The following is an 18,818-nucleotide window of genomic DNA, read 5'->3' as shown; positions in this document are numbered from 1 at the left end:
CGCGCTAAGCGGCTTCTGAGAGGCGTTTAGCGGCAATTATCCCCAAGGAATCGAGCTTGCCGTTGCCAAGCGGAGCCCCGTGCCCTTGTCCCGCCCCACACCATCGCTAAGGTTCGAAGGACACATTCCGGCGCTGGCGGGCGATTCCGGTCGCGAGCGCGCACAGAAGGCTGAAAGAGCACCGATGAAGGCCACCATCGAACGCGCGACACTCCTCAGGTGTCTTTCCCACGTCCAGTCGGTCGTGGAGCGGCGCAACACGATCCCTATCTTGTCGAACGTCTTGCTCGACGCGTCGGACGGCGGTTCGCTCAAGGTCATGGCAACCGACCTCGACCTGCAGGTGGTAGAAAATATCGCGGCAGCATCGGTTGACGCTGGCGGCGCGATCACGGTTTCGGCGCACCTCCTGTTCGATATCGCCCGCAAGTTGCCAGAAGGCAGCCAGGTCAGCCTCGAAACCGCCGACAACCGAATGGTCGTAAAGGCCGGGCGCAGCCGGTTCCAGCTGCCGACGCTTCCGCGCGACGATTTCCCGGTGATCGTCGAGGGCGACCTGCCGACGAGCTTCGAGATTCCCGCCAAGACGCTCGCCGACCTGATCGACCGCACGCGCTTCGCGATCAGTACCGAGGAAACCCGCTATTACCTCAACGGCATCTTCTTCCACGTTTCGGATGAAGAACAGCCGGTGCTGAAGGCGGCGGCTACCGACGGGCACCGGCTCGCCCGGTTCACGATCCCGCGCCCGGAAGGTGCAGAGGGAATGCCCGATGTAATCGTGCCGCGCAAAGCGGTCGCCGAATTGCGCAAGTTGCTCGACGAAGCGCTCGACGGCAACGTCCAGGTCGACCTTTCGGCGAGCAAGATCCGCTTCACGCTTGGCGGCGAGGGCGGGGTGGTCCTTACCAGCAAGCTGATCGACGGCACCTTCCCCGACTATTCGCGCGTGATCCCGACCGGCAACGACAAGCTGCTCAAGCTCGATCCCAGGAGCCTTTACGAAGGCGTCGACCGTGTGGCGACGATCGCCACCGAGAAGACCCGCGCGGTCAAGATGGGGCTAGAGAACGACAAGGTCACGTTGTCGGTTACCAGCCCGGACAACGGGACTGCGGCGGAAGAAGTCCCGGCAGACTATCGCGCCGAAGGCTTCGAAATCGGCTTCAACGCCAATTATCTCAAGGACATCCTCCACCAAATCGACAGTGATACGGTAGAGATGCACTTGGCCGACGCTGGTGCGCCGACCCTGATTCGGCAGGACGAGAAGAGCCCGGCACTTTACGTGCTGATGCCGATGCGGGTGTAAGCGCTCGCATTGGCCGTTCGGTCGCGCTAGCTTGCTCTCCCGAAGAGGAGAGTACGGCATGGCCCAGCAAGTTCACGTCACCAAGCAGCAACTCGACCAGGCCGAGCTGGCCGATGTGGTACAGGAGCCGTTGGGCGAGGGCGCTGTGCGGCTGGAGATCGAGAGCTTCTCGGTGACGGCGAATAACGTCACTTATGCGGTTGTCGGTGACGGGTTCGGATATTGGAATTTTTTCCCGGCACCCGAAGGCAAGGGCATCGTGCCGATGTGGGGGCACGCCGAGGTCATCGAGAGCAATTGTCCCGATGTCGCCGTCGGGGAACGGGTCTACGGATATCTGCCTATGGGCACGCATCTCGATGTCGTGCCCGGCAGCGTTTCGCCTTCCGGGTTTGTCGATACTTCGGCGCACCGGCAGCCGATGAGCCCGATCTACAACCAGTATTCCCGGCTTGCCGCCGATCCCGAGCACGATCCGATGCACGAAGGCGAACGGATGATATTCGGCCCTCTGTTCAAGACCGGGTTCCTGATCGATTACTTCATGCGCGCGAACGGCTGGTTCGGTGCTGAGCAGGTGATCTTGACCAGCGCCTCATCGAAGACCGCGATGGGGCTGGCGAGCGTCGCCAGCCAGAACTCGCCGCAGGTCAGGCGGATCGGGCTGACCTCTTCGGGGAACGTCAGTTTCGTGCGCGAAAGCGGGCTCTATGACGAGGTGTTGTCCTACGACGATGTAGTGGCGCTTCCTCAAGAGCCGAGCGTGTCGGTCGATTTTGCGGGAAATGCAGCGCTTCTCGGCGAGGTCCACCGAACGCTTCAGGATAACCTGAAGTATTCGTGCCTCGTTGGCGCGACCCACGTCGAAGCACGCACGAGTACGCTTGCTTCTGATGAGGCCCTGCCGGGCCCGCCACCGACCCTGTTTTTCGCGCCCGATCATGCGGTTGCGCTGTTCAAAGAGGTTGGCCCGCAAGAGGCGGTCGCCATGATCGCGAAAGCCTGGGGGCAGTTTCTCGCTTCGGTCTCAGGCTCGATACGGATCGACCGGAAAGCAGGCCTCGAGGCCGCGCGCCGCGCCTATCTCGACACGCTGGCAGGGAAGATCGACCCTTCGACGGGGATCGTCATCGAGCCCTGAGCGTGATTCGGTTCAGATCGCGACAGCGATCTTGCCGAAGTGCTTGTTGGCGATCTGGTGGCGGAAGGCGTCGGCCAGATCCGCCAGCGGGAACGTATCGCTGATTACGGGCTTGATCCCGTTGGCTTCGATCCCCGCGATCATCGCGAGTTGCTGCGCCCTGCTGCCGACGGTCAGGCCCTGTACGCGCAGGTTCTTGGCCATCAACAATGCGGTTTGGACCGGTCCCGCAACGCCGGTGAGTACCCCGATCAGGGCAATGTGACCACCTACGCGGGTGGCGAGCATCGACTGGTCGAGCGTACCCGGACCGCCGATCTCGACCACGGTATCCACTCCGCGACCTCCGGTGAGGGCCAGCGCGTGCGGCCCCCAGGCTTCGACTTCCTTGTAGTTGATCAGATGGTCGGCCCCCAGCGCGTTGAGCTTGTTCAGCTTCTCCGCGCTCGAACTGGTTGCGATCACCGTCGCGCCTGCTGCCTTGGCGAACTGGAGCGCAAAGATCGACACCCCGCCGGTACCCTGGATCAGCACGATGTCGCCCGGTTTGGTACTGCCGTCGACGAACAGCGCGCGCCATGCTGTGAGACCGGCACATGTCAGCGTTGCCGCTTCGGCATAGCTGTAACCCGCCGGTGCGCGCGTGAACCAGGTCGTCGGTGCAGTGATCGCCTCGCGGGCGTAGCCGTCGATCCCGTCACCCGGCACCCCGCGAAATGCAGTCGCGGGAGGCGCTCCGTCGAGCCAATCGGGGAAGAATGTGCTGACAACGCGATCGCCCACGGCAAATTCGTTGACGTTGCTGCCGACCGCAATGACTTCGCCTGCACCGTCCGACATCGGGATGCGACCCTGCGCAGCGGGAATCATTCCCGACACGACAGCGAAGTCATGGAAGTTGAGCGAACTCGCCTTGAGCGCGACTGTTATTTCACCCGGCCCGGGCGCGGCTGCTTCCGGGATATCGACCAATTCGAGAGTTTCGAGGGTGGAAGGCGATGCGCCGGTGCGGACCGCCTTCATTCGGCAGCCTCCAGCATCGCCACCTGCTGCGGCCCACGAATCAACCCACCTGGCGTTGCGCCGGTCCATTCACCATTGCGGAAGGTGACTTCGCCGCCCTTGATCGTCGCGACATATCCTTCGGCCTTCTGCAACAGGCGCTTCCCACCGGCGGGTAGGTCGAACGCCAGCCAAGGTTTGCCGAGCTTGATAGCGTCGAAGTCGATCACGTTGAGGTCGGCTAGATAGCCCGGGGCAATCACGCCGCGATCCTCGAGGCCATAGAGCCGCGCGGTGTCCTGGCATTGGCGCTTGATCGCGTGCTCGATGGCGATTTTGCCGCCCCGCTTGCGATCGCGCACCCAGTGTTGAAGCATGAACGTAGGGCTCGCTGCGTCGCAAATCGTACCGCAGTGCGCGCCGCCGTCGCTGAGCGAGTTCACGGTATCATCGCTCGCTTGAAGAGCCTCGAGAAAATCGAGGTTGCCGTCGGCGTAATTGAGGATCGGAAGGTAGATGAATCCCTTTCCGTCATCGCGACAAAGGAGGTCGTACGCGTATTCGTCGCCAGATACACCCGCGGCCGCCGCGCGCGCCATGATGCTCTCGTCGGCTTGCGGCTCGTAGTCGAAGTCGGGGTCCATCTCGTACTGCATGTTCCAGCCGCCGCAGACGACCATGATCAGACCGATGATGTCCTTGTTCACCTCGGAGAAGTCGTGCTCTTCGGCTAACAGCCGCTTTTTGAACTCGGGATCGAACAAATTCGCCTTTTGTTGCTCCCATGGCAGCTCGGCGATTTCCTGCCAGCTGGGTTTGAGGCGGAAGGGATGGACCGTGCCTTGCCACGCCATCACGATGCCGTTGCCGCGTAATGCAATCTGAGCGACGATGTTCGCGCCATTGTCGTTTTCCGCTCGCATCGATGAGATCTGCTCTTCGAGCGGCAGTTCCTTGGCAATCGACTGGAGCGCGGCGAAGGTGACGGGCAGGCCGGTCTCGCGGCTCATCTTGCCCATCCAGCCGAATTCGTCCCACTCGCGCATCATGTCGCTGGCCATCTCGAACACGCCGTGTCCGGCGCGGCCCATTGCGCGGCCGATCGCGACGAGTTCGTCGGCAGTAGCGGTCGTGCCGGGTACTACCTCGCCATCGACGGAGCGATGCAGCACCGTCCGGCTGGTGGAAAAACCGAGCGCGCCGGCGCGCACCCCTTCCTCGACGATCTTGCCCATTGCGTCGATGTCTTCGTCTGTCGGAATCGCGCCCGGCTGTTCGCGGTCGCCAAGCACATAGGCGCGCACAGCACCGTGCGGGACGTGGGTGCCGACATCGACCGTGCGCGGAAGCTTCTCGAGAGCATCGAGGTATTCGGGGAAGGTTTCCCAATCCCACTTCATACCTTCGGCGAGCGCAGTGCCGGGAATGTCCTCGACACCTTCCATAAGGCCGATCAGCCATTCGTGGCGGTCGGGCGCAGCCGGCGCGAAGCCGACGCCGCAGTTGCCCATGACAACCGTTGTGACTCCGTGCCAGCTGCTCGGAGCCATCTCCTGGTCCCAGGTCGCTTGGCCGTCGTAGTGGGTGTGGACATCGACGAAGCCGGGCGTGACCAGCAAACCGGTCGCGTCGAATTCCTCTGCTGCGTCTCCGCGCACTTCTCCGACTTGTGCAATCAAGCCGTCCTTGATCGCCACGTCTCCGGTGAATCGTTGCGCGCCGGTTCCGTCGACGATGGTACCGCCGCGGATGATCAGGTCGAATGCGGGCATGACAGGGATCCTCTTGCTTGGTCTCTGTCGGGAAGGTTCCACATTGCAACCGATGAGTCCAGCGCGATCGAGACTAGGCGACGCTATCTGGCGCCAATCGGTTTGCGCTTATCCGCGCGCGCGGATCATCGCTTCGATGTCGACGAACTTCTCGCGCGGAGAACCTTCGCGCGCAGCGGCTTCCTCGGCCTGTTCGATCTTTTTCCAGTCGCGGAAGGTGACGACATCGAGTTCACGCTCGGCGATCAGCTTGTCGAGCCCGGCCCGACCCGATCTGACACCGCCGATTGTTCCCGCTGCAAGATCTTCGGCGATCCGATCCACAACGGAAAAGCCGTCCGGTCGGTTGGTGCCAATCGTTCCGGTTGGCCCCCGGCTTGCCCAGCCGACGCAATAGAGCCCGGGAAGTATCCGTCCGTCGGTGTTGGCGAACTTACCCGCACGTTCGTCGAACGGGACATCCGGGATCGGTGAGCTGCGGTAGCCGATGCAAGTGACGACAAGGTCGGCGGGGATCGTGTAGAATTCACCAGTTCCAACCGCCCGGCCATTTTCGACTTTCGTCCGCTCAACCTCCAGCGCTTCGACCTTTTCGGTTCCGATAAAGCGAACAGGGCTCGCGAACATGTCGAAATCGATTTCGACCGACTTGTCGGCGCGTTCGCTCTCGGGGATCGCGGCGAACTCGCGCAGCAAGGTGACCGACTTGCGCAAGCCCGGCTCGAGGAAAACGTCTTCCTCGACATCGGGCAAGTCTGCCGGGTCAACGCGAGGGCTAGCACGCTCGAGGTGCATCAGTTCGCCCAGTTCCTTGGGCGTCATCATGATCTGGTGCGGGCCGCGCCGGCCGACGATGGTGACCGTTTCGATAGAAGAGCCACACAAAGCCACGAGCGCGTGCGAAACGATGTCGCTCCCTTCGAACTCGCACTCGGTCTTGGACAGCAGGCGCGCCACATCGAGCGCAACGTTGCCCATTCCGATGACCGCCGCGCTCTTGCCAGACAGGTCCGGGTCAAGCCCCGCGAACTGCGGGTGGCCGTTGTACCAGCCCACGAACGCCGCGCTTCCGAACACGTTCGCGAGGTCTTCTCCTTCAAGTCCGAGCTTGCGATCGTGCGGAGCGCCGGTCGCGAACACGACCGCGTCGTAGAACGAGCGCAGTTCCGCCACGGTTACGTCCTGCCCGATCGTCAGGTTGCCCACGAAGCGAACGTTGTCAGTGAGGGCTGTCTTTTCGTAGCGGCGGCTCACGCCCTTGATCGACTGGTGATCGGGTGCAACGCCGGTCCGGATAAGGCCATAGGGAACCGGTAGCTTGTCGATCACATCAACGCATACGTCGTCGCCCCAGAGCTTTTGCGCCGCTTCGGCGGTGTAGTAGCCTGCTGGCCCCGAACCGACGATCGCGATGTGGCGCATCAGGCAGCTTGCTCCAGTTCTTCTTCGCTGGCGAGGAACCGCCTGATCGAGCTCACCGCCTGTTCGCGATGGCTCAACAGGAACAGGTGTCCGCCGCCTTCGAAGATATCTAGTTCGCTGCCCGGGATCAGTGCGTTGAGGAACCGCCCGTTGATCACCGGAACGATCTGGTCCTCGTCACCCATCATGATCAGCGTCGGCTTTTTCAGGAAGGGCAGTGCTGGGGCGCTCGTCCAACCCAGCATCGCGAGCAATTGGTAGAAGTATCCGCGCCGCGTGGGCGGCTTCATCCGCTTGATATGGTCGCCCTTGCCGGCGGTTTCGCCAAGCGCCCCGCCGTAAAGCGTGGCAAAGTGCTTCTCCATGAACGCCGCATCGATGTAGCGACGCGGATCGGCCATCTTGCTGAGTGCAGCAGGGTTGCCGGGCACCATCAGCATCCCGGCTGTGGTCGCAACGAGCACCAGCCGCCTCACCCGGGCGGAATGCTGCAAGGTGAAGTGCTGCGCCATCGCGCCGCCCCAACTGATCCCGATGACGTCGACTTCCTCGATCCCGAGCTGGTCGAGCAGCTCTGCAGCTGTCCAGCTCATCGTGAAAGCGTTGTAGGGAACGGTGGGTTCGGGAGACCCTCCGACGCCGGGCATGTCGAACATGACGAACCCGCGGTCGGAAAGCGCTTCGGCAAGCGGCGCAACAACTTCGATATTGGCACCGATCCCGTTGAAGAACAGCACCGGGAGATGCTCGGAGGGCTGGTCAAGCCGCCAGCGTGCGACCCGCAGGTCGCGTCCGCCCGCATGCATGATCGAGACGTCTGCTCCGGATAGGGGATCGGTCAAGCAGTTGTATCCTTTCAGGATTGTTCGAGAACGTAGAGTCCGGGTGCCGGATCGAGCGGGGGATATTTCTTGTTGCCGAGCTGCTTTGGGGCCTTCTTTTTCGAGCCCGATCGCTGCTGCAGCCACTCGGTCCAGTACGGCCACCACGAACCGGCAATTTCCTCAGTCCTCGCCAGCCAGTCTTCGACATTCGGCGGCGGCGGCGCGCTGCGGTCCTTGGGCAGGTAATACTTCGCCTTCGGATTGCCCGGCGGATTGAGGATCGCCTGCATGTGGCCGGATTGGCTGAGGACGAAGGTTACATCGTCCGATCCGAACAACTGTGTCGAGCGATAGCAGGCCTTCCAGGGCGTGATATGATCGGTCGTCCCGCCAAGAATGAAAACGTCTGCATCGACCTTCGAGAGGTCGACCGCATGGCCGGCCATCTCCACTTCGCCCTTGCGGGTGAACGCCAGCGTTTCGAAGAGCGTGAGGAAATCGCCCATCAGGGTGGCAGAAAGGTTGGTGGTGTCCGAATTCCAGAACAGGACATCGAAGGCGGGTGGATCCTCGCCGAGCAAGTAGTTGTTGATGACGTAGTTCCAGATCAGATCGTTCGGCCTGAGCCAGGCAAACCCGCGGGCAAGATCGTCGCCCTTGATGATCCCGGCCTTGGCTGCGCGGCGCTTCGCCAATGCAAGGCCGTTGTCGGTCATCAACGAGCCAGCCTCGATATCGTTCTGCATCGGATGCAAGACACAGACCATCAAAGTCAAAGCACCGAGCAGGTCGCTTCCTTCAGCGGCAAGCTTGCTGGCAAGCACCGAAGCGGTTTGCCCGCCCGAACATCCGGCGGACACGTTGACCTTTTCCGATCCGGTAATCCTGGCAACCGCTTCCATCGCTTCCTGACACGATGCGACGTAATCGGCCATGCCCCATTTGCCCTGCTCGGGCGATGGGTTGCGCCAACTGATCACGAACGTCTGGATGCCGTTGTCGACCTGCCATTTCACCACCGACTTCTCGGGGCTCAGATCGTTGATGTACATCTTGTTGATCTGCGGCGGAATCGTCAGCTGGGGGATCGCGTAAACCTCGTCGGTGGTCGGCGCGTACTGGATCAGCTCCATCATCTCGGTCCGCAACACCACCGAGCCCTTGCTGGTGGCGACATTCTCGCCGAGCTTGAACGGCCGTTTGTCGACCTGGCTGACCATACCCTTGTTGTGGACTATGTCGTTGTAGGCGTTGCGTAACCCTTTCACCAACGAGAGGCCGCCGCTGTCGACCAGCCGCTTTTGCGCCGTCGGATTGCCGAGTAGCGTGTTGGTCGGCGAGAGGGCGTCGATGATGATCTGCGAGATGAAATTGGCCCGGTCGCGCTCGATCGCGTCGAGTTCCAGGTCGGCGAGCCAGTTGTGCATCCCCTTCTGCACCGCGAGGTAATATTGGGCTCCGGCCCGCAGGAACGGGTTGAACTGCCATGCCGGATCGCGAAAACGCTTGTCCTTCGGATCGGGCGCCAGGTCGCTGGTACCGGATATGATCTTGATCATGTCCTGGTTGATATCCGCCATGTGGCGCATGGTCCGCCCCGGATCGGACATCGTTTCGCGCAAAAGCAGCGCCACTGCCCCCGCAAAATCCTCGCGCACAAGGCCGGTCAACGGTCCCAGCGCGGTAGTTGAGCCCAAGGCATCTCCAGAAGCTGGTTCCGCCATTGTCGTCTCCTCTTTCCCCTCGCGTGACTAATGCCAATCACCATCTTCCTTGGCAAGCAAGCCCGCAGATAAGCTGGGCAAGGGTCGGTTAACCATCGGAGGCGCTGCTGCGGTCTTGGCTGCAGGGCATTGAAAGGTTTCGCGCTTAACCGAATTTCAAACCGCTTAAGGCAAAGCGCTGTCATGGCCGGATTGCGTTCAGCCGTTGCAAAAGCCGACGATCGCTCGCGCGAGACACGCGACGCGAGGCAGCGCGTGCGCCCGGGGCAGGCCTCTCTCGAGCAGTTCGAGGTCGAAATTGACGAACTCGCCGATCGGGGAGACGAGGATACGCAAGGTGATCGTCGTAGCCAGTCCAGCGGGCGCCGGGTCGAGCGCAGTACGGAGAACGCGAGCACCCTGATCCCCGACGATACGGCATTTTGTATTCCGTTCGACTGGAACAGGATGGCCCTGTTCATCCTTGTCGCAGTGATCCTGGCGGTGCCGACGACGATGGCCGCGCCACCGGTGCCGACGCTCGTTGCAGGTTCAATTGCCGGGGTCATGGTCGTTTTTTCCGGGAAGTTGGCTGCGTTGGAGCGCCGTGTCGCGCCTCGCCCGATATTCCGCTTTGCGCTGATGGCTTTCACGATTCCGATCCCGGTCGCGTTGATGTCATTCGCTATTTCGTACTGGATGCAGACAGGCGGACTGGACGCCATTGTCGGGGTCGCTCAGTTGGTCTGCCTGAATGCCGTTGCGCTTGCCTTGCTCGGGCCTCGGCTCGTCCCCCGGTTCTGCGCCCAGGTGGCGTGCTGGGGCACATTTGCCGTCGTGGACGGCTCGCTGGAAGCATTGGGCGTGGTATCTGTTGCGATTGTCGTCTTTGGGGCGGTTAACAAATACCAAGCGGGGATCCAGCGGGTAGAGGCGGAACGCAGCCAGGCGCGGGAGCGAATCCGCAATCGCGCGGAAGACATCCTGCGCGACTATGAGGATACCGGTCAGGGTTGGTTTTGGGAGACCGACCGGAGAGGCCAGATCGCTTACGTTTCGGACAGCGTGGCCCGCGCACTCGGCAAGCCAGCGGAAGACTTGGTCGGTCGTCCCTTTACCGAGCTGTTCGAGCTTGACCACGACAACCGTGAAGGAGAGCGGACGCTCAACTTCCACCTTTCGGCGCGTTCCGCATTTACCGAACTTGCGGTGCGGGCAGGAACGGTCGAGGAGCGGTGGTGGTCGGTCAACGGACGACCGATCTTCGACAGTTTTCGCAATTTCTGCGGGTTCCGCGGGTCGGGGACCGACCTGACCGAGAAGAAGAAGAATGCCGAGCACGTGACCCGGCTCGCGCGGTTCGATTCGCTGACCGGACTCGCGAACCGGTTCCAGATGGCGCAGAGCCTCGAGAAGATCCTATCGGCACCGCTCGACATGCATCGCGAATGCAGCGTGTTCCTGCTCGATCTCGACCGCTTCAAGCACGTCAATGATACAATGGGACACCCCGCAGGTGACGCTTTGCTCAAGCAGGTTGCACAGCGGCTCGAACGCACGGTTGGTAAGATGGGGCGTGTCGGACGCCTGGGTGGTGACGAGTTCGAGGTTATTGTTCCCGGTCGCTATGAACGCAACGCCCTGGCTGCTCTAGCCCGCGAGATTATCGCGAACCTCTCGCAACCATATTCGATCGAAGGCCAGCGCGTCGTCATCGGCGCATCGATCGGGGTCGCGGTCTCACCCCACGACGGAACCAGCAGCGAAGCGTTGATCCGCAATGCCGACCTCGCGCTCTACGCTGCCAAGGATGGCGGTCGTGGACGGTTCCATTTCTACGCTGCCGATCTTCACTCGGCTGCCGAGGAGCGCAGTCGGCTGGAGGAGGATTTGCGAGATGCAGTCACGCAGGGGAATCTCGAACTCTACTACCAACCGGTGATTCACACCTCGACCGAGAAGATTTCGGGCTTCGAGGCACTGCTGCGCTGGAATCATCCGGAGCAAGGTTGGCTTTCGCCGGCCAAGTTCATCCCCATTGCCGAGGAAAGCGGCATTATCCATGCGATTGGGGAATGGGTAATTCGCACCGCTTGCCAGGACCTAGCTGGATGGCCTGCGGAGGTACGGTGTGCGGTAAACGTCTCACCCCTGCAGTTCGCCAACAACAACTTGCCGACGATCGTCGCCAACGCGATTGCGCACGCCGGAATCGATCCGTCGCGGCTCGAACTCGAGATTACCGAGAGTGTGTTCCTCAATGATGACGAAGGCACCGACGCGATGTTTGCGGCCCTGAAGGGTATCGGAGTCCGATTGGCGCTCGATGATTTCGGAACAGGATACTCGTCGCTCGGCTACCTCAAGAAGGCGCCATTCGACAAGATCAAGATCGACCAGTCGTTTGTGCGCGGTGCAACAATCGCCGGTAGCCGCAATGGTGCGATTATCGCGTCGATCACCAGCCTTGCGCAGGCATTGAACATGGACACCACGGCGGAGGGTGTCGAAACGCTCGACGAACTCGACCTCGTCCGGATGTACGGTTGCAGTCACGTTCAGGGTTACATCTACGAAAAGGCGCTCTCTCAAGAGGACGCGACCAACCGGCTGAAGACTGGATTGGAGGCGATCGCCCAGGGGCCGCGACAAGCGCGGTCGCCGCGCAGCAAAGTCTTGCGTAAAGTCGTTATCGAGAATTCCGGGCATCACTACAATGGAACGGTCCGCAACATCTCGATCTCGGGAGCGATGGTCGAAGGGCTTTGGAACGTGCCTCCAGGGACGATCTTCAAGATCGCCCTCTCGGATACCCTGATCGTAACGGCGACTTCTCGCTGGAGTACCGAAAACAGGATGGGAGTCGAGTTCTCCAAGCCGCTCCGTCAGGACAATTCCGGGCGATTCATCGATCTCTAGGCGGCGCATCCGGCCCGATGCGGTCAGTGAGTGTTCTATCTAAAGGATAAAGATTAAATTAGCTGATTTGCGATAAGTTTGCGTCGGTTGGAAGCTTGCTGGCGCGGGTACGCACCGATCAAGGAAGAAGGTTAGCGATGGCACTTGGCGGTCTGTTTGCGAAGAAGTCGGGTGGCGACCACGCCTCCGGTCCTTCGCGCGCCCACGGCCAAGCAGGCGCAGCGCTCAGTTCCGGCCAGCGCCTGGCGCTGCTCGACCAGTTCGAAGACCTCGGGATAAGTTGGTTCTGGGCGACCGATGAAAACGGAAGACTTATCTATTTGTCCGAAAGGGCAGCGGCGCAATTCGGAGAGCGCGCACCGGATCTCAACGGGTCCGCCCTAGCGGATCTGTTCGAACTCGACCGCGACGACGAGGAACATTCGCAGCGACCGCTCGGATTCCTGTTGACCGCACGGAACTCGATTGTCGAGCTGCCGGTTCGGCTCGCCGGGTGCAGCCACGAACTCTGGTGGTCGATTTCGGGCAAGCCGCAGTTTGATTCGACGAGCCGCTTTCTGGGCTATCGTGGCAGCGCGAAGGACATAACCGCTGTGCGCGAAAGCCAGCGCGATGCATCTCGCATGGCGCAATATGACTCGCTGACCGGACTCGCCAACCGTCACCGGATGAGCAAGCGCCTGACCGCGACACTGATCGCATACAAGGCCGCAAAGCGCAGTTGCGCTCTAATGATGCTCGATCTCGATCGGTTCAAGCAAGTCAACGATACGCTCGGACATCCGGCAGGCGATGATCTGCTCAAGCAAGTGGCGCAACGTCTGAACCGCATTGTCGGGGATAGAGGAGAAATCGGCCGTCTCGGAGGCGACGAATTCCAGATCATCCTGCCCGACATCGACGATCGCGGAGAGCTGGGAGACCTGTCTGACCGCCTGATCCAGATGATTTCACAGCCGTATTCACTCGACGGAAGCCGGGCGATCATCGGCACCTCGATCGGAATTGCGATCGCTCCCTATGACGGGATCGAACCCGACGCACTCGTAAGCGCAACCGACCTTGCGCTCTATGCGGCGAAGGGTGGAGGGCGCGGGCAATATCGCTTCTACTCCGCAGAGCTGAAGGACGGAGCTAACCTTCGACGCGAAATCGAGGAAGACCTTCGTGATGCAATCGTCGGAGACCAGCTCGAGCTGCATTTCCAGCCGCTCGTGAAAAGCGAAGACAATCACGTTAGCGGATTCGAGGCTCTTGTTCGTTGGAACCACCCCGAGCGTGGCTGGATCAGTCCGCAGGATTTCGTACCCGTTGCCGAGGATACCGATCTGATCAATCCGCTGGGCGAATGGGTCCTGCGCACAGCGTGCCGGCAAGCTGCCGAATGGCCGGGAGACCTGAGGGTTGCAGTCAATGTTTCGGCAGTCCAGTTCGCGACCGCCGACCTACCCAAGATCGTCAAGAAGGCACTCGCCGAGAGCGGGCTCGAGCCGAGTCGGCTCGAACTCGAAGTGACCGAAAGCGTTTTCCTTGGCGACCCCAAGGGAACCCAGCTGGTGTTTCGCGCGCTGAAGGAACTCGGTGTGCGTCTCGCACTCGACGATTTCGGGACCGGCTATTCGTCGCTCGGTTATCTCAGCTCTGCACCGTTCGACAAGATCAAGATCGACCAGGGATTTGTTCGCGGTGCCACCGAAGACGACAACAACAACGCCGCGATCATCACTGCGATCGTCAGCCTCGCAAATGCGCTAAAGATGGAAACCGTCGCCGAGGGTGTCGAAGCGATGGACGAACTCGCGCTCGTCAAGGAACTCGGTGCCAGTCACATCCAAGGGTACATCTTCTCGCGCGGCTTGCCTCAGGATGAAGTTCTCGAGCGCCTCACGAACGGCAAGCTCGAATTCGACCCTCAAGGCCCGCCCAAGCACCGGGCGGACCGCAAACGAATGTTCCGCCGGATCGGTGTGATCCACGAGGACCACCGCTACGAAGCGGTGATGCGCAATCTCTCGAAGACCGGCGCGGCGATCGAAGGTTTGCTCGATGTTCCGCTCGGCACTCAATTGGTGCTCGATCTGGGTGGCGGACAACTGGTCGTCGGCCAGGTGGTGCGTTCGGAGGGTTTCTCGCAGGGCCTGCTGTTTGAAATCCCGCTGATCAGCGACGGGGCCGACGGCCTGTGCACCCGCCATCGTATCAGCCCCTATGCTCTGGCCGCTGCCGGGATGCCGCTCGCTGCGCTACCGCCCGGCAATTACAACCCGACGAATATCGGCAATGACGGAACTCGTAGCAGGCCGACATTCCTGCAAGTAGACGTTGCCGCGACGAGGGCGGCGCACGGGTGATCATCGGCTGCTGACACGCGGCATCGCTGCGGCTAAGGGCGCGGCATGACCGAATTGTCGCACATCCGCAATTTCAGCATCATTGCCCACATCGACCACGGCAAGTCGACGCTGGCCGACCGGCTGATCCAGTTCACCGGCGGGCTGACCGACCGCGAGATGAGCGAGCAAGTCCTTGATAACATGGACATAGAGCGCGAGCGCGGAATCACCATCAAGGCCCAGACCGTCCGCCTCAACTACACCGCGAAGGACGGCGAGACCTACGAGCTCAACCTGATGGACACCCCCGGCCACGTCGACTTCGCCTACGAAGTCTCGCGCTCGCTCGCCGCATGCGAAGGCGCGCTGCTGGTGGTCGACGCCGCACAAGGGGTCGAGGCGCAGACGCTCGCCAACGTCTACCAGTCGATCGAGCACGACCACGAGATCGTGCCGGTGATCAACAAGATCGACCTGCCCGCCGCCGAGCCCGAGAAGGTCAAGGCCGAGATCGAGGACATCATCGGCCTCGACGCGTCCGAAGCGGTGCTCACCAGCGCCAAGTCGGGCATCGGCATCGAAGACGTGCTGGAGGCGGTCGTCGCCAAGATCCCGCCGCCCAAGGGCGACCGCGCCGCCCCGCTCAAGGCCATGCTGGTCGACAGCTGGTACGATCCTTACCTCGGCGTGGTCATCCTCGTCCGCGTGCTCGACGGCGTGATCAGGAAAGGCCTCCAGGTCCGCTTCATGCAGGGCGGCACCCAGCACCTGATCGACCGCGTCGGCGCCTTCACCCCCAAGCGCATCGACCTGGCCGAAATCGGCCCGGGCGAGATCGGCTTCATCACCGCGCAGATCAAGGAGGTGGAGCAGGCCCGCGTGGGCGACACCATCACCACGGTGAAGGGCGGGGCGGAAAAGCCGCTCGCCGGCTACAAGGAAGTGCAGCCGGTGGTGTTCTGCGGCCTGTTCCCGGTCGACGCCGCCGATTTCGAGAAGCTGCGCGAATCGATCGCCAAGCTGCGGCTCAACGACGCCAGCTTCAGCTACGAGATGGAAAGCTCCGCCGCATTGGGCTTCGGCTTCCGCTGCGGCTTCCTCGGCCTGCTGCACCTCGAGATCATCCAGGAACGCCTCAGCCGCGAATACGACCTCGACCTGATCACCACCGCGCCCAGCGTGGTCTATCGCATCCAGCTCGGCCATACGAAGACCGAGGACGCGAAGGAGATCATGCTCCACAACCCGGCCGACTGGCCTGACACCAACCGGATCGAGAGCATCGAGGAACCGTGGATCAAGGCGGTGATCTACACGCCCGACGAATACCTCGGCGCGATCCTCAAGCTGTGCCAGGATCGCCGCGGCATCCAGACCGACCTGACCTACGTCGGGGGCCGCGCGCAGGTGACTTACGAACTGCCATTGAACGAAGTGGTGTTCGACTTCTACGATCGGCTCAAATCGATCAGCCGCGGCTATGGCAGCTTCGATTACGAGCAGATCGGCCTGCGCGAAGGCGACCTCGTGAAGATGAACATCCTGGTAAACAACGAGCCGGTCGACGCGCTATCGCTGATCGTCCACCGCAGCGTGGCGGAAGAGCGCGGCCGCGGTATGTGCGAGCGGCTGAAAGACCTGATCCCGCGACACCTTTTCAAGATCCCGATCCAGGCCGCTATCGGCGGCAAGATCATCGCGCGTGAGACGATCGCCGCGCTGCGGAAGGACGTGACCGCGAAGTGCTATGGCGGCGACATCACGCGGAAGAAGAAACTTCTCGAAAAACAGAAGAAGGGCAAGGCGCGGATGCGGGAATACGGTAACGTGAGTATTCCGCAGGAGGCTTTCATTGCTGCGCTGCGGATGGGGGAGGAGTAGATGGCAATTGCCACATCATTCGATGCTCCGATCTACAAGGTATTGGCGAACAACGACACAGGCGCTGCAAAAGGCCATCAAGGGGGATTTGTCCTGCCAAAGGACCTCGAGGACTATCTTCCCTTGTTGCGGAACATGACCTCTCCGCAAAGGCCGACTGTTGACGTCGAGATCACTGCCGACTTGTTCGACGGTGACGATTTTCTCGGTACAGCTGATACTCGGTATCAGTATCAGACATGGGGCGGGGTGCGATCGCCAGAGCGCCGCATCACGAGAAACCTGAGCGGACTATTAAATCGCGCGCAAGGCGGTGACATCCTTATTATTGAGCGAGGGATCGAGGTCGATGATCACTATCGCTTCACGCTCATTAAAGAGTCCAGTCCATTGCACTCAAAGCTGATAAGATCCTTCGGGTCAAATCGCTGGGGCGTTTTGGACCAACAGTCTTTGCCGGCGAAGGAGACAGAAGTTATTGAGGCTGTTGAGCAAATCGAGTCCACCACTAAGCAACCTTTTTCGTTGTTCGAGCATGATGCGAATTTGACCGAAACCCGCGCACGTAAGGTCGCGCGAAGCAGGGCGTTCAAGAGGGTCGTTAGTATTTCGTATGCCAACTCGTGCGCCTTTTGTGGTGGGGGCTTGCAGCATCCAGACGGCAGGTTTGAACTCGACGCGAGCCACATCGTATCGCGATCACTGAAAGGAAGCGACGACATCCGGAACGGGCTGCTGCTCTGCAAGGGGCACCATTGGGCGTTTGACAATGGTTTGATCGGAGTGACAGACAGCTACAAGTTGCTCATCCCGCATGTTGTCCGTTCCTTGGCTAGGAACGTTCAATTAGTCCAATTGGATGGCCGGGAAATTTCGCTGCCGAAGAACATGGATGAGCATCCTGCGGCTGAGGCGCTAGCTTGGCACCGAAGAAACATCTTGGTCGTGTAATTCTGGCCGCCTAATATCACTCGTAAGTTTATCAATCAGTGCTTCGATCGAGTTTGTTCCTGCGCGCGTCTGGCACTCCCAAACTGAGAAAACTCTGTAACCGAGATCGACAAGCTGCGCTTCTTTGAGAGCGTCACGTTTTTGATTGGCCTCGATTTTCTTGCGCCAGAATTCCGTGTTTGTAGCGGGCAGCTTAAAATATTTGCAGCTGTGTCCGTGCCAGAAACAGCCGTTTACAAATATGGCGGCTTTGAACCGTGGGAGAACTATGTCTGGTCGACCGGGCAGCTCGCGCTGGTGAAGACGAAATCGGAAGCCACGCCGATGAAGAGCTCGACGCACCAAAAGCTCGGGCTTTGTATTCTTGCCTTTGATCCCAGCCATCATCTGGCTGCGCTTCGCAGGAGAAACGATGTCCGCCATTCAGGCGGCCTTAGAAGACACCCTTTTCTGTGCCAAGGCCCCGAAAAGATGCGGCTTCATTGCCTGTGCGATAAACTCGACGACAGGCACAACGACAGCATTGCCAAACTGACGGTAAGCTTGGGTATCTGATACCTCTTTTGGAATAATCCATTTCCGATCACCGTGCTCAAATCCCATCAGGCGAGCGCATTCTTGAGGCGTCAATCGACGCGGCCTCGGGCCGGGCTGGCTAATCAAAATTTCCGACCCGTCTTTATGGTATCTCGCAGAAAGAGTCCTAGCTACATCATCCGGTCCGCATAGACCGAACCCGAAACCATTCCCCTTCGCTTCGTGTTTGGCCTTGTAGCCTTGAAGGTATTCCCAAAGCCGCGGAGTGAGCGTGTATTTAGGATCGACCGTAGTATGTGGTTCGAGGATGGTGCCGAGAGTCGGCGATGTTTCTGGAAGCTTGAGGTTCTTTAAATCGAAAGCAGTGGCTTCTTTGAAACCCACTATAAAGATGCGTTCGCGCTTTTGAGGAACCCACGGGTGACTTGAGATTACTCGTGACTGAACATTATAACCAAGTTCATTCTTGAGGACATTCATAATTGTAGCAAAAGTCTTGCCCTTGTCATGCCGTTCAAGGTTTTTCACGTTTTCCAGCACGAAGGCGGTTGGCTTGTGATGAGCGATGATCTTGGCGGTATCGAAGAAAAGAGTTCCTTGTGTATCATCGAGGAAACCATGGGGGCGGCCCAGAGCATTCTTTTTGGAAACTCCCGCGATTGAAAAGGGCTGACACGGGAAGCCTGCCAAAAGCACGTCGAATTCCGGGATACTGCTGGGGTCGGCTGAATAGGGCTCAATGTCCGCACCCAGTTCGTGATTATCTCTAAAATTCGCTTGGTAAGTCCGGCGAGCGTATTTGTCGCGTTCCGAGGTAAACACGCAGTGTCCACCTATGGCGTCAAAACCTATTCGAAGGCCGCCAATTCCAGCGAACAAATCAATAAACCGGAAACTGGCCAAGCAAACCTCCAATGTCTTGCCGTGAGATTAGGTGAAACATTAGCGGAACATCTGCAAGGGCAAGATGGGATTTCATATCCGAGTTGGACCTAGTTTTCCCCGTCTTAGTGGATCGAAC

The 18,818-nt window shown here is 60.3% G+C and carries 13 protein-coding genes; 6 read left to right on the top strand and 7 right to left on the bottom strand.

The window, feature by feature from the left end; translation table 11 throughout:
- Nucleotides 1-184: 184 nt before the first annotated feature.
- The gene (dnaN, locus tag CJO11_RS02485) at nt 185-1,312 is read left to right on the top strand and encodes a DNA polymerase III subunit beta (protein WP_095011291.1); all 1,128 of its coding nucleotides are present in this window, start codon (nt 185-187) and stop codon (nt 1,310-1,312) included.
- Nucleotides 1,313-1,370: 58 nt separating this feature from the next.
- Nucleotides 1,371-2,453, top strand: coding sequence for a DUF2855 family protein (locus CJO11_RS02480; protein WP_095011290.1), 1,083 nt, complete (start codon nt 1,371-1,373; stop codon nt 2,451-2,453).
- Nucleotides 2,454-2,465: 12 nt separating this feature from the next.
- Here the strand turns inward: CJO11_RS02480 and CJO11_RS02475 are convergent, their stop codons facing one another.
- The 5 genes from CJO11_RS02475 to CJO11_RS02455 all read right to left on the bottom strand — a co-directional run bounded on the left by CJO11_RS02475 (nt 2,466) and on the right by CJO11_RS02455 (nt 9,197).
- Nucleotides 2,466-3,476 carry a zinc-dependent alcohol dehydrogenase family protein gene (locus CJO11_RS02475; protein ID WP_095011289.1) on the bottom strand — a complete coding sequence of 337 codons (1,011 nt, stop codon included), beginning with the start codon at nt 3,474-3,476 and terminating at the stop codon, nt 2,466-2,468.
- Nucleotides 3,473-5,227 (bottom strand): N-acyl-D-amino-acid deacylase family protein, encoded by a 1,755-nt coding sequence (locus tag CJO11_RS02470; RefSeq protein ID WP_095011288.1) that lies wholly within the window; start codon nt 5,225-5,227, stop codon nt 3,473-3,475. The genes CJO11_RS02475 and CJO11_RS02470 overlap by 4 nt, the downstream gene beginning before the upstream one ends.
- A 108-nt stretch (nt 5,228-5,335) precedes the next feature.
- Nucleotides 5,336-6,649 (bottom strand): FAD-dependent oxidoreductase, encoded by a 1,314-nt coding sequence (locus CJO11_RS02465; protein ID WP_095011287.1) that lies wholly within the window; start codon nt 6,647-6,649, stop codon nt 5,336-5,338.
- Nucleotides 6,649-7,491, bottom strand: coding sequence for an alpha/beta fold hydrolase (locus tag CJO11_RS02460; RefSeq protein WP_240504533.1), 843 nt, complete (start codon nt 7,489-7,491; stop codon nt 6,649-6,651). Before CJO11_RS02460 ends, CJO11_RS02465 begins: the two co-directional genes overlap by 1 nt.
- 14 nt (nt 7,492-7,505) lie before the next feature.
- On the bottom strand, nt 7,506-9,197 hold the full coding sequence (locus CJO11_RS02455; protein ID WP_095011285.1) for a PHA/PHB synthase family protein: 1,692 nt from the start codon (nt 9,195-9,197) through the stop codon (nt 7,506-7,508).
- Between the two features lie 192 nt (nt 9,198-9,389).
- On the opposite strand from CJO11_RS02455, the gene CJO11_RS02450 reads away from it, so the two are divergent.
- From CJO11_RS02450 to CJO11_RS02435, 4 genes are all read left to right on the top strand, one after another.
- Nucleotides 9,390-12,095, top strand: coding sequence for an EAL domain-containing protein (locus tag CJO11_RS02450; RefSeq protein WP_240504532.1), 2,706 nt, complete (start codon nt 9,390-9,392; stop codon nt 12,093-12,095).
- A gap of 137 nt (nt 12,096-12,232) precedes the next feature.
- Nucleotides 12,233-14,446, top strand: coding sequence for an EAL domain-containing protein (locus CJO11_RS02445; protein ID WP_095011284.1), 2,214 nt, complete (start codon nt 12,233-12,235; stop codon nt 14,444-14,446).
- Nucleotides 14,447-14,491: 45 nt separating this feature from the next.
- The gene (gene lepA, locus CJO11_RS02440) at nt 14,492-16,309 is read left to right on the top strand and encodes a translation elongation factor 4 (RefSeq protein WP_095011283.1); all 1,818 of its coding nucleotides are present in this window, start codon (nt 14,492-14,494) and stop codon (nt 16,307-16,309) included.
- Entirely contained in the window at nt 16,310-17,260 is a 951-nt protein-coding gene (locus tag CJO11_RS02435; RefSeq protein WP_095011282.1) for an HNH endonuclease, read from the top strand.
- Here the strand turns inward: CJO11_RS02435 and CJO11_RS02430 are convergent.
- On the bottom strand, nt 17,225-17,683 hold the full coding sequence (locus tag CJO11_RS02430) for a very short patch repair endonuclease (RefSeq protein WP_095011281.1): 459 nt from the start codon (nt 17,681-17,683) through the stop codon (nt 17,225-17,227). The two genes, CJO11_RS02435 and CJO11_RS02430, sit on opposite strands and share 36 nt — an antisense overlap.
- Nucleotides 17,684-18,700 carry a DNA (cytosine-5-)-methyltransferase gene (dcm, locus tag CJO11_RS02425; protein WP_240504531.1) on the bottom strand — a complete coding sequence of 339 codons (1,017 nt, stop codon included), beginning with the start codon at nt 18,698-18,700 and terminating at the stop codon, nt 17,684-17,686. It abuts the gene before it with no gap.
- Nucleotides 18,701-18,818 lie beyond the last annotated feature (118 nt).

This window comes from Tsuneonella mangrovi (assembly GCF_002269345.1).
Lineage (GTDB): Bacteria > Pseudomonadota > Alphaproteobacteria > Sphingomonadales > Sphingomonadaceae > Tsuneonella > Tsuneonella mangrovi.
Note: the sequence above shows the minus strand (reverse complement) of the source record. Positions and strands in the feature narration are given on the sequence as shown.

What these genes read in the sequence shown, in the direction of transcription:
- dnaN (WP_095011291.1), top strand. Translation starts at nt 185, where the DNA reads ATGAAGGCCACCATCGAACGCGCGACACTCCTCAGGTGTCTTTCCCAC.
- CJO11_RS02480 (WP_095011290.1), top strand. Translation starts at nt 1,371, where the DNA reads ATGGCCCAGCAAGTTCACGTCACCAAGCAGCAACTCGACCAGGCCGAG.
- CJO11_RS02475 (WP_095011289.1), bottom strand. Translation starts at nt 3,476, where the DNA reads ATGAAGGCGGTCCGCACCGGCGCATCGCCTTCCACCCTCGAAACTCTC.
- CJO11_RS02470 (WP_095011288.1), bottom strand. Translation starts at nt 5,227, where the DNA reads ATGCCCGCATTCGACCTGATCATCCGCGGCGGTACCATCGTCGACGGA.
- CJO11_RS02465 (WP_095011287.1), bottom strand. Translation starts at nt 6,649, where the DNA reads ATGCGCCACATCGCGATCGTCGGTTCGGGGCCAGCAGGCTACTACACC.
- CJO11_RS02455 (WP_095011285.1), bottom strand. Translation starts at nt 9,197, where the DNA reads ATGGCGGAACCAGCTTCTGGAGATGCCTTGGGCTCAACTACCGCGCTG.
- CJO11_RS02445 (WP_095011284.1), top strand. Translation starts at nt 12,233, where the DNA reads ATGGCACTTGGCGGTCTGTTTGCGAAGAAGTCGGGTGGCGACCACGCC.
- lepA (WP_095011283.1), top strand. Translation starts at nt 14,492, where the DNA reads ATGACCGAATTGTCGCACATCCGCAATTTCAGCATCATTGCCCACATC.
- CJO11_RS02435 (WP_095011282.1), top strand. Translation starts at nt 16,310, where the DNA reads ATGGCAATTGCCACATCATTCGATGCTCCGATCTACAAGGTATTGGCG.
- CJO11_RS02430 (WP_095011281.1), bottom strand. Translation starts at nt 17,683, where the DNA reads ATGGCGGACATCGTTTCTCCTGCGAAGCGCAGCCAGATGATGGCTGGG.